We start from the raw sequence: 12,521 nt of genomic DNA, 5'->3' as shown, positions 1-12,521 counted from the left end.
CATGCAAAACCCCAACCGCAGACGTTTCCTGGGAACCCTCGCCGCCGGGGCCGCGCTCGCGGGCGGCGCGGGCCTTGCCACCCGCGCGCTGGCCGCGCCGCAGGCCGTGGTGGTCGGCGGCGGCCCGGCGGGGGCTGCGGCGGCCCTTGCCCTGCGCGACATGCGCCCCGACGCCCCCGTCCTGCTGATCGAACGCGACCCTCGCCGCCTGGGCCGCAGCGCGGGCGCCTTCGACCGGCCCGCCGCCGGGCCCGACCTCGCCGCGCTCCGCCGCGCGGGCGTTCAGGTGGTGCTCGACGACGTGGTGGGCCTCGACTGGCGCGCCGCGCGGCTTGAGCTGTTCAGCGGGCGCAGGCTGGCCTTCGACGCCCTGATGCTGGCCCCCGGCACCGCCCCCCTCGACGAACCGATCCCCGGCCTCGACGCCGTCGCCCGCCACCGCTGGCCCGCCGCCTGGGGCAGCGCGCGCGAGGGCCAGCGGCTCGCCGCCCAACTCGCGGCCCTGCCCGAGAAGGCCCATGTTGTCCTGCGCCTGCCCAGTCCCCTCAGCCACCCCCAGGCCGCGCTCGACCGCGCCCTGCGCCTCGCCGCGCTGCTCACCCGCACGCGGCCCGCGGCGCGCCTGACGGTGCTCGAGGCCGGGGCCACCCCGGGCCTGGCCGACCGCTTCCGCGCCGTGGCCGCACCCGGCATGACCTGGCTGACCGGCCCCGAGGGCGGCGCGGTCCTCTCGGTCGACGCCCCCGCCGGCACGCTGGAAACCGGGGCCGGGCGGCTTCGCGCCGACGTGGTGAATTTCGTCGGGCTTCAGGGCGCGGGCGCCATCGCGCGCGTGGCCGGGCTGGCGGATGCCAGCGGCTGGTGCCCGGTCGATGCGGCGGGCCGTTCGCTGCACCGGTCCGAAACCCTGATCCTGGGCGACGCGCGCAAGGGCGCGACCCGGCAGGTGGCCGCGGCGCTCGCCTCCGCCCGCGACGCGGCCCGCGCCTGAACCCATCCGATACGGCGCCATGCGGGCGGGGCAGGGGGCTGCCCCGCCCGCCTTGCGGGACGGAATGTCGCACCCCCGACAGGCCGCGCGCCGCTGTCGCAAACCCGCCAATCGCCCCCCCCGACATTCCCGACACCGCCACCCAAGCCCCTGATTTTCCAACGCCCGGAAAACTTGGCACGCTTTGTGCTTCCTCTCCTGCAGGACCCGCGACCGACAGGAGACACCCATGATCCAGATCACCGAAGCCGCACGTGATGCCATGGCCACCGCCATCCAGGGCGCAGGCCAGCCGATCGCCGGGCTGCGCCTGATGGTGCAGTCGGGCGGCTGTGCCGGTCTGCAATACGCCATGGCCCTCGAACTGACCCGCGAGGACACCGATGCCGTGGTCGAGGCCGAGGGCGTCACCGTCCTGATCGACCCCGACAGCCAGGGCTATCTCGTCGGCACCACCATCGACTTCGTCACCGGGCTCGAAGGGTCGGGCTTCGTCTTCGACAACCCCAACGCCTCGGCCGGCTGCGGCTGCGGCAAGTCGTTCTGCTAGGGGAGGGCGCGCGATGTTGGACTATTCCCCGACCCTGACCGACCATTTCCTGAACCCCCGCAACCGCGGCGCGCTGGACGACGCCAACGCCCTGGGCGAGGCGGGGTCGCTGCGCACCGGCGACGCGATGCGCCTGATGCTGCGGATCGAGGGCGGCGCCATCGCCGCGGCGCGGTTCGAAACCACCGGCGGCGGTCCCGAAGTGGCCGCCGGATCGGCGCTCACCGAACTCCTGACCGGCAAGCCGCTGGCCGAGGCCCGCGCGATCACCGCCGACTATATCGAAACCGTCCTCGGCGGCCTGCCCGACGAAGACCGCTCCGCCGCCCATGTCGCCGCCGAGGCGCTGGCCGCGGCGCTGCGCGACTATGCCCAGCCGCCCGCCTTTCGCGCCGCGAAAACCGCCCGGCCCAGCCAGCCGCTTTCCATCGCGCCGCTGAAACCCAGCCTGCCGAAACCGGGCGCCGTGACCCCCGCCGACGAAACCGCCGCGGTTCAGAAGGTGCTGGAAGAGATGCGCCCCACCTTCCGCGCCGATGGCGGCGACGTGGAACTGGTCGATATCGCCGGCCCCCGCGTCCGCGTCGCGCTCAAGGGCAATTGCTCGGGCTGCCAGCTGGCGGGCCTGACCCTTGGCGGGCTGCAGAAACGCCTGGCCGAGGCGCTGGGCCGTGCCGTCCTCGTCGTGCCCGCCCCGGCCCGCTGAGGGAAACGCGCATGACCCGGCCCATCGCCCCCGACAGCCTGCGCCCCGGCCCCGCGCCGCTGATCTGCGACACCACGCTGCGCGACGGCGAACAGGCCCCCGGCGTGGCCTTTTCGGCGGCCGAAAAGGTCGCCATCGCCGCCGCGCTGGATGCCGCGGGCGTGGCCGAGATCGAGCTGGGCGTGCCCGCCATGGGCATGGCCGAAATCGCCGCCATGCGCGAGGCGGGGGCGGGGCTGACCCGCGCGCAGGGCGTCGCCTGGTGCCGCCTGCGCGAGGGCGACCTGGAACTTGCCGCGCTCACCGGCCTGACCCGCCTGCACCTGACGGTGCCCGCCTCCGACCGGCAACTGGCGGGCAAGCTGGGCCAAACCCGCGCCTGGGCGCTGGCGGAACTCGACCGGCTGGTGCGGCTGGCCACGGACGCGGGATTCGCCGTGTCCGTCGGGGCCGAGGATGCCTCGCGCGCCGATCCCGATTTCCTGTTGCAGTTGTCGCAGACCGCCGCCGCCGCGGGCGCGATCCGCCTGCGGCTGGCCGACACGCTGGGCCTGATGGACCCCTTCGCCGCGCACCGCCTGGTTTCGCTGGTGGCCGCCGGACCCTTGCCGCTGGAATTCCACGCCCATGACGACCTTGGGCTGGCCACCGCCAACACGCTGGCCGCCGCGCGCGCGGGCGCCACGCACCTGTCGGTCACCGTGGGGGGGCTGGGCGAACGCGCGGGCAATGCCGCGCTGGAACAGGTCGCCGCCGCGCTTGCGGTGCAGGGCCGGGCGACCGCCGTCGCGCTCGACCGGCTGTGTGCGCTCTCCGATCTGGTGGCCGCCGCCGCCAACCGCCCCGTGCCCCCCGCGCGCCCCATCGTCGGCGCCAACGTGTTCAGCCACGAATCCGGCATCCACGTGGACGGCCTGATGAAGGACCCCGCCACCTACGAGGCGCCCGACCTTGCCCCCGCCCGGTTCGGCCGCGCCCGCGAAATCGTGCTGGGCAAGCATTCGGGCCTTGCCGCGCTTACCGCCGCGCTCGCCGCCGCGGGCCTGCCCGCCGACCCGGCCACCGCGCGCGCCGTCCTGCCCCTGTTGCGCGACTGGGCCAATGCCGAGAAACGCGCGGCCACCCCTGCCGACCTTGCCATTCTCACCGCCCGGGCCGAGGCGCTCTGCCACGCGCCCGTCCTCTCCGACCCAACCGAAAGGACCCTGCCATGACCCGCCCCCAGACCCAAAGCGTCCTGGATCAGATGCACGCGCTGTCCTCGGCCGAGGAGATCTTCACCTTCCTGCTGCTGCCCTATGACCAGGCGGTGCTGAACCGCGCGCGGCTGCACGTGATGAAACGCATGGGCGATTATCTCTCCAAGGTCGACCTGACCGCGCTGGACGATGACGGCGTCTATCTCGAGGCGCGCAAGGCCCTGAAACAGGCCCATGCCGATTTCGTCGACTCCACCCCCCGTGCGCAGAAGGCGTTGAAGATCTACACCCAGCCGCGCGGCAACATCGTGCCCATCGCCGGGCTGCAACTGGCGGGCAAGTGACGCGGGCGCCCGGCACATTGCCGGGCCCCCTCCGCGGGAATCGTGCTAGGCTGTGCCCATGGAGATGAATTTCGTCCAGCGCCAGACCCAGGGCCTGGCAATGACGGCCAAGATGCAGGCCTCGCTCAAGATCCTGCAGATGAGCCAACTCGACCTGACCGCGCATCTGGCCGAACAGGCGCTGGAAAACCCCTGTCTCGACATCCGCATGCCCGAGGTGGCCCCGCCGCTGCCCACCGGCGCGCGCGGCACGCCCAACCCCGATTTCGACCCGGTCGCGGCGCTGGCCGAGGCCAAGCCCAGCCTTTACGAACATGTCGGCCGGCAGATCGCGCGCGCCTTTACCCACCCCGTGACCCAGCGCGTCGCGATGGCCTTTGCCGAGGCGCTGGAACCCACCGGCTGGCTGGGCGCCCCGGTCGACCAGATCGCCCGCATCGCCGGCGTGCCGCGGCCCGTGGCCGAGGGCATCCTCGCCCGCCTGCAGGATTTCGAACCGGCCGGCCTCTTCGCCCGAAACCTTTCCGAATGCCTGCGCCTTCAGGCCGCCGACAAGGGCCTTCTGACCTGGGAACTGTCGGTGATCCTCGACAACCTCGCCCTGCTGGCCGAGGGCCGGATCGACGAGCTGGCCCAGATGTGCGACGGCACCCCCGACGACGTGCGCGCCGCACTCGCCACCATCCGCGGGCTGGACCCGAAACCGGGCATGGCCTTTTCCGCCCCCGACATGCCGGTGCTGCCGCCCGACCTGCACCTGACCCGCGGTGCGGATGGCTGGCAGGTGGAACTGAACCGCTCGGTCCTGCCGGGGCTGCGGGTGACCGACGGCCCCGACAGCGCGGGCGACGCCGCCGCGCGGGCCTGGCTGTCGGCGGCGCGCTCGCGCGCGCGCTGGCTGGTGCGTGCGGTCGAACGCCGCCAGGCGACGCTTCTGCTGACCGCGGGGTTCCTCGTCCGCCACCAGGCCGCCTTCCTCGACGCGGGCCCCGAGGCGCTGCGCCCGCTGTCCACCGAAGAGGCCGCCGCCGAACTGGGCATCCACCCCTCGACCGTCAGCCGCGCCGTCGCCCACCGCACCATCGAAACCCCGCGCGGCACGCTGCCCTTGCGCGCCTTCTTCAGCCGCGCCTTCACCCCCGGATCCGGCGCCGACGGCCCCTCGCAGGACGCGCTGATCGCGCTGGTCGCCCGCATCGTCGCCGCCGAGGAACCCACGCGCCCGCTGTCGGATGCCGACATCGTCCGCCGGGCCCAGGCCGAGGGCGCGAAACTCGCCCGCCGCACCGTCGCGAAATACCGCGACATGCTGGGCATCCCGTCCTCCTACGACCGCAAGCGCAAGGCCCCCGAACCGGCCTGAGCGTTGTGACAAACCCGACACCGCCTGTCGGCTTTCCGTCAACGCCCCCGCCAACCCCCTGATTTCCCACGGCTGGCGCCGCTTGGCCCGCTCCTTGCTAGGACCGTTATGAAGCCGCGCTTCATAGCGCCCCAGCACAGGCCAGCACCATGCCCGACCCCACCCTTCAGGCCAGCCTGACCCTCGCCCGCGAGGGCCGCCCCCGCATCGGCGGCGCCCGCATCCGCCTGCTCGAGGCGATCGCCGCCGAAGGTTCCATCGCAGGCGCCGCGCGCGCCGCGGGCCTGTCCTACAAGGGCGCGTGGGACGCGGTCACCGCCATGAACAACCTTTTCGCCCGCCCGCTGGTCGATGCCGCCCCGGGCGGGCGCGCGGGCGGCGGCGCGCAACTGACGCCGGCCGGCCGCGCCGTGCTCGACCGGTTTTCCCGGATCGAGGCGGGCCTTGCCCGCGCGCTGTCCGCGCTCGACGCCGACATCGCCGAGCCGGGCCAGACCGTGTCCGACCTTATCTGGAGCCTCGCCATGCAGACCAGCACCCGCAACACCTTCCGCTGCACCGTCGAAACCGTCACGCAGGGCACCGTCAGCGCCGAGATCGGCCTGGCCTTCGGCGACGGCCAGCGCCTCACCGCCGTCATCACCGAACGCAGCGCCGCCGAAATGGGCCTTGCCCCGGGCCGCGAGGTCTTCGCGCTGGTCAAGGCCAGCTTCGTGATCCTCGCCGCCGGCGACGCCCCGCTCTCCGTCTCGGCCTGCAACAGCCTGCCCGGCACCGTCGTCGCGCGCGAAGACGGCCCCGTGAACAGCGAAATCGTGCTCGATCTCGGCGCCGGCAAAAGCCTGACCGCCGTCGTCACCCAAGCCTCGGCCCAGGCGCTGGGCCTGACCCCCGGCAGCCGCGCCACCGCGCTGGTCAAGGCCAGCCACGTCATCCTCGCCCTTCCCTGACACCCCCGTACACCCAAGGACCCCGACCATGCGCCGCCTCATCGCCCTTGCCCTCGCCGTCCTCGCGCTGGCCGCCCCCGCCCGCGCCGAGCCGCTCTTCGCCTATGCCGGTGCAGGCTTGCGCCCCGCGCTGCAACCGCTGGCCGAGCAATTCGAGGCCGAAACCGGTACGAAGGTCCTCGTCGAATATGGCGGCACGGGGCAGATCCTGGCCCGCTTCCGCACCACCGGGCGGGGCGATGTCTTCGTCTCGGGCAGCGCCTTCTTCACCGACCAGCTGACCGCGGAAGGCCGCATCGCCGAGGTGCAGACGCTCGCCGTGCACAGCGTGGCCATCGGCGTTTCCGCCGCCGCCGCCGACCGGGTGCGGGGCCTCGACGACCTCGCCCAACCGGGCCTGCGCGTCGCGCTGGGCGATCCGCAGGCCATGGCACTCGGCCGCACCGCCGAGGCGATCCTGGCGGCCTGCGCCGATGCCCCCGCCGTCCACGCCAACACCGTCGTCCGCGCCACCACCCTGCAACAACTGGCGCTTTACGTGGGGCAGGGGGATGTCGACGCTACGATCCTCACCACCTCCGCCGCCCGCCCGCAGGGCGCGGCCATCGTCACCGTGCCGGTCCCGCCCCGCTGCTACACCCCCGAACGGATCACCGCGGGCCTGCTGGACACCGCCACCGCGCCCGAGGCGGCCCGCGCCTTCCTCGCCTTCCTCGCCTCGGAAACCGGGCAGGCGGCGTTCGCCGCGGCGGGCTTCGGCCCCGCGGCGGAGTAAGCGCCGTGCGCGCCCTCTCGCTGCTGGCCTGGGCACCGCTCGCCCTGATCGTCGCGACGATCCTGGGCGCGCTCGCCGCCTTGGCCCTGCACCTGCCGCTGGCGACGCTGACCGCCGCGCTGGCCGACCCCGAAACCCATTTCGCGCTGGCGCTGTCGCTGCGCACCTCGCTCGCCGCCCTTCTGATCGCGCTCGCCCTCGGCGTGCCCTCGGCCTACCTGCTGGCCCGCCGCCGCTTCCCCGGCAAGGCGGTGGTCGAAACCATCCTCGATTTGCCCATGGTCACCCCGCCGCTGGTCGCGGGCATCGGCCTTCTGTTCCTGCTGGGCCGCGACGGCCCCATCCCCGCGCTGGGCCGCGAGATGCTGTTCGCGCCTGCGGGCGTCGTCCTCGCCCAGGCCTATGTCGCGACCTCGGTCGTCACCCGCAGCGCGCGGGCGGCCTTCGGCGCCATCGACCCCGGTTTCGCCGCCAATGCCGGCACGCTGGGCCTGCCGCCTTTCTGGGCCTTCCTGCTGGTCGAGGTGCCCATGGCGGGCCGTGCACTCCTCAGCGCCGCGATCCTCGGCTGGGCGCGGGCGCTGGGCGAATTCGGCGCCACCCTGATGGTCGCGGGCGCCACGCGGTTTCACACCGAAACCCTGCCCATGGCGATCTTCCTCAACATCGCCAGCGGCCGCACCGATGTCGCCATCGCCTGCGCGCTGGTGCTGCTGGGGCTGGCCTTCGCGCTGCTGCTCGCGATCCGCCTTCTGGCGGGCGAGCGTGCCGACCCCATGACGGAGGCCCCCGATGCCCGGCTTGCGGCTTGAATCGGTGGGCAACGCGGTCCTGGCCCCGCTCGACCTGACCCTTGCCCCGGGCGAGGCGGTCGCCGTCCTCGGCCCCTCCGGCGCGGGCAAAAGCACGCTTCTCAGGATCGTCGCGGGGCTCTTGCCCCATCGCGGCCGGGTCTTTCTCGGCAACGAACCCATGACCGGCCGCGCCCCCCACCGCCGCCCCATCGGCTACATGAGCCAGGATCTGCACCTGTTCCCCCATCTCAGCGTGGCGGGCAACCTGCACCTGCCGCTGCTCTTCACGGGCCTCAGCCGCGCCGAACGCACCGCCCGCGTCGCCCAGACGCTGAAGACCTGCGCCATCGCCCACCGCGCCACCCGCCGCCCCGCGCACCTGTCGGGCGGCGAACGCCAGCGCGCCGCGCTCGCGCGCGCGCTGGTGCGCGGTCCCCGCCTGCTGCTCCTGGACGAACCGTTCTCCAGCCTCGACCCCACGACCCGCCGCACCCTCTGGCGCGAGTTCGACACGCTGCGCCGCGCCGCGGGCATGACCGCGCTGATCGTCACCCACGACCCGGAAGAGGCCGCCGCGCTCGCCGACCGCACCGTGACGCTCCGCGCGGGTGAATTGCACGAAGAAAGGACCACACCCCCATGTTTCTCCTCGACGACCAGGCGCTGCGCTGCCTGCTGAAGGAAGACGTCCCCCTTGGCGACCTGACCACCCGCAGCCTCGGCATCGGGGCCGCCAACGCCGCGCTGACCATGCGTGCGCGGGGCGCAATGACCGCCTGCGGAACCGAAGAGGCCGCGCGGATCTTCGAACTGGCGGGCGCGCAGGCCGACATCGCGTGCGCCAGCGGCACGCCCGCCGCGCCGGGCGACCTGCTGCTCGCCGCGCGCGGCCGGGCCGAGGCGATCTTCGCCGCCTGGAAGGTGGCGCAAACGCTGGTCGAATGGGCCTCGGGCGTGGCGGGCGCGGCGGCGGGCATCGTGGCCGCGGCCGAAACCGCGCGCCCGGATATCATCGTCGCCTGCACCCGCAAGGCGATCCCGGGCACCCGCGCGCTGTCGCTCAAGGCGGTGACCGCGGGCGGCGCCACGATACACCGGACGGGGCTGTCCGACACGGTGCTGGTCTTCCCCGAACACGCGCGCTTTGCCGGGTCAGCGGGCGTTGCGGGCCAGATCGCGCGACTGCGCCAGACCTGCCCCGAACGGCGCATCGTGGTCGAGGTCGGCGATGTCGACGCGGCGCTGGCGGCGGCCGAGGCCGGGGCCGACGTGATCCAGCTGGAAAAATTCCCCCCCGACGCGGTCGCCGCCACCGCCGCCGCGCTCGCCCCCGCCTGGCCCGGCTGCCTCGCCGCCGCAGGCGGCATCACGCAAACCAACGCCGCCGCTTACGCGGCCAGCGGCGCCGCGGTCCTCGTGACCTCCGCCCCCTATTACGCCCCGCCCGCCGATGTCGCGGTGGCGATCGAACCGGGCTGACCTGGCCGCGCGCCAACGGGCCGGCCGGGAAGAGGGGGGCTCTGCCCCCCGTCCTTCGGACTCCCCCCGGGATATTTCCAGCCAGAAGAAGACCCGATCCCTTCTTCTGGCTGGAAATATCCCGGGGGGTGCGGGGGGCGGCGCCCCCCGCGCGGGTCGCCCCGGCGACAGCCGGGGCGAAACCCTGTATGGCCGCCCCTCAGCCCGCTGCCGCGCGGGCAGTGAACCCGGCCTCGCCGGCCGCGAAGGCATCAGCGCGCTCCTGCAGTTCGCCGTGGTGGGGCGACTTGATGCAGACCGGGTCGGTGGCTGCCGCGTCCCCCACCAGCGCCATCGCCTGGCAGCGGCAGCCGCCGAAATCCACCTCTCTGCGTTCGCAGCTTCGGCAGGGCTCCTGCATCCACTCGGTGCCGCGGAACGCGTTGAAGGCCGCCCCCTCGTACCAGATCTCGCGCAGGCGTTTCTCGCGCACGTTGTCGAAGTGAAGCGTCGGGATCGTCTGCGCCGCGTGGCAGGGCAGGACCAGCCCGTCGGGTGCCACGTTCAGCCCGGTCGTGCCCCAGCCGCCCATGCAGCGCTTGGGGTAGTCCGAGTGGTAATCGGCGGGCACGTAGTCGATCACCAGCGTGCCCTTCAGCCGCGCCCGCGCCTCGGCGACGATGGCGTCGGCCTCGCGGGCCTGCTCGCGCGTCGGCATCAGCGCGTCGCGGCTCAAGAGCGCCCAGCCGTGGAACTGCACGGTCGCCACCTCGATCCGGCGCGCGCCCATTTCCACCGCCATCTCGATGGCCCGCGGCAACTGGTGCAGGTTCTGCCGGTGCAGCACCGCGTTCAGCGTCAGCGGAAAACCGATCTCGCCGATCCAGCGGGCCACGTCCATCTTGCGCGCGAAGCCGCCGCGATAGCCGCCGATCCGGTCGGCCATCTCGGCATCGGTGCCCTGCAAGCTCAGCTGGATATGGTCCAGCCCCGCCGCGTCCAGCTCCGTCAGCCGCTTTTCCGTCAGCCCGATCCCCGAGGTGATGAGGTTGGTGTAAAGCCCCGCCTCGCGCGCCGCCACGACCAGGTCGACCAGGTCGCGCCGGCTCACCGGTTCGCCCCCCGACAGGTGCAGTTGCAGCACGCCCAGGTCGGCGGCCTGCCGGAACACGTCGGCCCAGGTCGCGGTGTCCAGTTCCGCGTCGCGCCGGGTCAGCTCCACCGGGTTCGAGCAATAGGGGCAGGACAGCGGGCAGCGGTGGGTCAGTTCCGCCAGCATCGCGATGGGCGGGTTGATACTCATCTGCGGACCTCCACGAAGCGGCGGTCGATCAGCGCGCCGAGGAATCCGCGGCTGTCCTCGGCGATTTCCTCTTGCGGGGCGGCATATTTCGCCGCCAGCCCCGCGGTGATCTGGCCGAAACTGCGTTCCCCGTCGATTTCCGACAGGATCGCCCGGCCGATCTCGTCCAGCGCCACGGTGCGCTCGGGCGCCAAGAGGACCCAGCGCTCGCGCACGCGGTCGAACTGCATCCGCACGCCGCGCGGGATCACGGGGATGTCGTCGGCCCCGATCATGACGCCCTGGCCAGTGCCATGCCTTCGCCCGGCACCCAGCCGCCCGGCGGGATGCGGGCCGGTTCCACATAGGCCGAATACAGCGCATCCAGCTGCGCCCACAGCACGTCGGTCTTGAAGGTCAGTGCGGCGGCCGCGGCGTCCTGTTTTTCCCGCGTATCTGCATGGTCCAGCACCCAGGCCAGGCCGAACGCCACGTCCTTGGGCGCCTCGCTCAGGCGCTTGCGGAAATAGGACATGCTGACATCATCGGCGAAATCGTAATTCGCCAGCAGCCCCTCGATCCGTTCGGCGTGGATCTTGGGCGCGAACAGTTCCGTCAGCGAGGACGCCACCGCCTCCAGCAGGGTCTTGTCACGGACAAAGCGCACATAGGCATCCACCGCGAATTTCGTCGCCGGCAGGATGCCCACCCCCGAGGCCACGTAATCGGGGTCCAGCCCCACGGCTTCCGCCAGTTTCAGCCAGCGCGCGATGCCGCCCTCGTTCTCGGCGGTGCCGTCGTGATCCTCGATCCGCGACCGCCAGGCGCGGCGCAGTTTCGGGTCCTCGACCCGGCTCATGAAGGCCGCGTCCTTCATCGGGATGCGCGACTGGTAGTAATAGCGGTTGATCACCCAGGCCCGCACCTGGTCCGGCGTGCAGCGCCCGCCATGCAGCAGGTGGTGGAACGGGTGCTTGTCGTGATAGCGCTCTTCGCCGATCCGGCGCAGCCGGGCCTCGAACTCCTCCCGCGTCTGAGTCATGGGGACACCTCCATTCCGTCCTGTCCGATGATCCACCCGGCGGCCTCGGCCTCGGCGCGTTCGGCCGATCCGGGGTCCAGCACCGGGTTGGTGTTGTTCATGTGCACGAAAACCTTCCTGGCCACGCCCAGATCGGCGAACCCGGCGATCGACCCGTCCGGCCCGCTCATCGAGATATGGCCCATCCGCTTGCCGGTCTTGGCGCCCAGCCCCGCGCGCACCATCTCGTCGTCGCGCCACAGCGTGCCGTCGAAGAACACCAGCGGCGCGCCCCGCAGCCGCGCGCGAAGATCGGCGTTCAGCACCGCACAGCCGGGGATATACAGCGCCTCGCCGCCGCCCCCCTGCAGATGCACGCCCACGGTCTGTTCGCCCACCAGGTCCGTCTCGACCGTCTCGCCCTCCAGGTAGAGCGGCACCTTGCCCGGCACGGCGAACAGTTCGGCCCGCAGCCCCGGCGCCAGGTCGAAGGGCTGGCCCAGCGCCACCGTTTCCCGCGCCACCACGCTTTCGTTCAGCGCGGCGAAGATCGGGTTGGCGGCCAGAACCTCGTGGATGCCCGCCGTCGCGAACAGGGTGAACGCCTGCATCTCGCGCAGCGTCAACAGACCCGCCACATGGTCGATATCGCCATTGGTCACCAGAACCGAGGCCAACGGCACCTCGCGCAGCCCCGTGGGGTGCAGCGCGGCGCAGGCGGTCAGTTGCTGGCGAATGTCGGGGGACGCGTTCAGGATTGCCCAGTCGCGCCCGTTGGCGGTCACCGCGAGCGACGACTGGGTCTGCGGGGGGATCGTGCCGGCGCGTGCCATGTTGCACTGCGCGCAGCCGCAGTTCCACTGGGGCAACCCGCCGCCGGCGGCCGCCCCAAGGATGTGCGCGCGGAATCCCATTCCGGCCTCCGCGCGCCGGCGATCAGAACAGGACGCCGTGATCGTCGCTGTCGGGGCCGTACATGTTGATTTCCATGCCGCACTCGATTTCGCGGACGATCGGTTTCTTCCAAGCCATGATGTTCTCTCCCTTAAGGTTCCCGTAGGATGGACAGAGGATCGCCATCGCGCCCC

General features: G+C 72.6%; 16 protein-coding genes. 11 read left to right on the top strand and 5 right to left on the bottom strand.

What is annotated here, in order from left to right; genetic code table 11:
- The first annotated feature begins 1 nt into the window (after window position 1).
- From EV662_RS05720 to modD, 11 genes are all read left to right on the top strand, one after another.
- A complete protein-coding gene (locus EV662_RS05720) occupies window positions 2-991 on the top strand; it encodes an FAD-dependent oxidoreductase (protein ID WP_132461169.1) in 990 nt (329 codons plus the stop codon).
- Window positions 992-1,220: 229 nt separating this feature from the next.
- On the top strand, window positions 1,221-1,541 hold the full coding sequence (locus tag EV662_RS05715) for a HesB/IscA family protein (protein ID WP_132461168.1): 321 nt from the start codon (window positions 1,221-1,223) through the stop codon (window positions 1,539-1,541).
- A gap of 13 nt (window positions 1,542-1,554) precedes the next feature.
- Window positions 1,555-2,247, top strand: a complete 693-nt coding sequence (locus EV662_RS05710; RefSeq protein ID WP_132461167.1) for an iron-sulfur cluster assembly scaffold protein — start codon at window positions 1,555-1,557, stop codon at window positions 2,245-2,247.
- An 11-nt stretch (window positions 2,248-2,258) separates the two neighbouring features.
- Window positions 2,259-3,461 carry a homocitrate synthase gene (gene nifV / locus EV662_RS05705; protein ID WP_132461166.1) on the top strand — a complete coding sequence of 401 codons (1,203 nt, stop codon included), beginning with the start codon at window positions 2,259-2,261 and terminating at the stop codon, window positions 3,459-3,461.
- Complete coding sequence (gene nifW, locus EV662_RS05700; protein WP_132461165.1) at window positions 3,458-3,790, top strand: nitrogenase-stabilizing/protective protein NifW; 333 nt, start codon at window positions 3,458-3,460, stop codon at window positions 3,788-3,790. Before nifV ends, nifW begins: the two co-directional genes overlap by 4 nt.
- Before the next feature lie 58 nt (window positions 3,791-3,848).
- Window positions 3,849-5,153, top strand: a complete 1,305-nt coding sequence (rpoN, locus tag EV662_RS05695; protein WP_132461164.1) for an RNA polymerase factor sigma-54 — start codon at window positions 3,849-3,851, stop codon at window positions 5,151-5,153.
- 149 nt (window positions 5,154-5,302) lie between these two features.
- Window positions 5,303-6,103, top strand: a complete 801-nt coding sequence (locus EV662_RS05690) for a TOBE domain-containing protein (RefSeq protein WP_132461163.1) — start codon at window positions 5,303-5,305, stop codon at window positions 6,101-6,103.
- Window positions 6,104-6,131: 28 nt separating this feature from the next.
- Window positions 6,132-6,878 (top strand): molybdate ABC transporter substrate-binding protein, encoded by a 747-nt coding sequence (gene modA, locus EV662_RS05685; RefSeq protein WP_132461162.1) that lies wholly within the window; start codon window positions 6,132-6,134, stop codon window positions 6,876-6,878.
- A gap of 5 nt (window positions 6,879-6,883) precedes the next feature.
- Entirely contained in the window at window positions 6,884-7,690 is an 807-nt protein-coding gene (locus EV662_RS05680) for an ABC transporter permease (RefSeq protein WP_132461161.1), read from the top strand.
- Entirely contained in the window at window positions 7,671-8,351 is a 681-nt protein-coding gene (locus EV662_RS05675; RefSeq protein WP_132461160.1) for an ABC transporter ATP-binding protein, read from the top strand. Before EV662_RS05680 ends, EV662_RS05675 begins: the two co-directional genes overlap by 20 nt.
- Window positions 8,312-9,151 carry a ModD protein gene (gene modD, locus EV662_RS05670; protein ID WP_132461159.1) on the top strand — a complete coding sequence of 280 codons (840 nt, stop codon included), beginning with the start codon at window positions 8,312-8,314 and terminating at the stop codon, window positions 9,149-9,151. Before EV662_RS05675 ends, modD begins: the two co-directional genes overlap by 40 nt.
- 199 nt (window positions 9,152-9,350) lie before the next feature.
- Here the strand turns inward: modD and pqqE are convergent, their stop codons facing one another.
- From pqqE to pqqA, 5 genes are read right to left on the bottom strand one after another with little or no spacing between them, the layout of a single operon-like run.
- Window positions 9,351-10,433: a pyrroloquinoline quinone biosynthesis protein PqqE gene (gene pqqE, locus EV662_RS05665; protein ID WP_132461158.1), complete on the bottom strand. Its 1,083-nt coding sequence runs from the start codon at window positions 10,431-10,433 to the stop codon at window positions 9,351-9,353.
- Complete coding sequence (gene pqqD / locus EV662_RS05660; protein WP_132461157.1) at window positions 10,430-10,708, bottom strand: pyrroloquinoline quinone biosynthesis peptide chaperone PqqD; 279 nt, start codon at window positions 10,706-10,708, stop codon at window positions 10,430-10,432. Before pqqD ends, pqqE begins: the two co-directional genes overlap by 4 nt.
- Window positions 10,705-11,454, bottom strand: a complete 750-nt coding sequence (pqqC, locus tag EV662_RS05655; RefSeq protein ID WP_132461156.1) for a pyrroloquinoline-quinone synthase PqqC — start codon at window positions 11,452-11,454, stop codon at window positions 10,705-10,707. Before pqqC ends, pqqD begins: the two co-directional genes overlap by 4 nt.
- A complete protein-coding gene (gene pqqB, locus EV662_RS05650) occupies window positions 11,451-12,347 on the bottom strand; it encodes a pyrroloquinoline quinone biosynthesis protein PqqB (protein ID WP_132461155.1) in 897 nt (298 codons plus the stop codon). The genes pqqC and pqqB overlap by 4 nt, the downstream gene beginning before the upstream one ends.
- A 22-nt stretch (window positions 12,348-12,369) precedes the next feature.
- The gene (pqqA, locus tag EV662_RS05645) at window positions 12,370-12,465 is read right to left on the bottom strand and encodes a pyrroloquinoline quinone precursor peptide PqqA (RefSeq protein ID WP_132461154.1); all 96 of its coding nucleotides are present in this window, start codon (window positions 12,463-12,465) and stop codon (window positions 12,370-12,372) included.
- Window positions 12,466-12,521 lie beyond the last annotated feature (56 nt).

The sequence above is a fragment of the Rhodovulum marinum genome (assembly GCF_004343075.1).
Taxonomy (GTDB): domain Bacteria; phylum Pseudomonadota; class Alphaproteobacteria; order Rhodobacterales; family Rhodobacteraceae; genus Rhodovulum; species Rhodovulum marinum.
The sequence above is the reverse complement of the archived record's forward strand: the minus strand, read 5'-3'. Positions and strand labels throughout refer to the sequence as shown.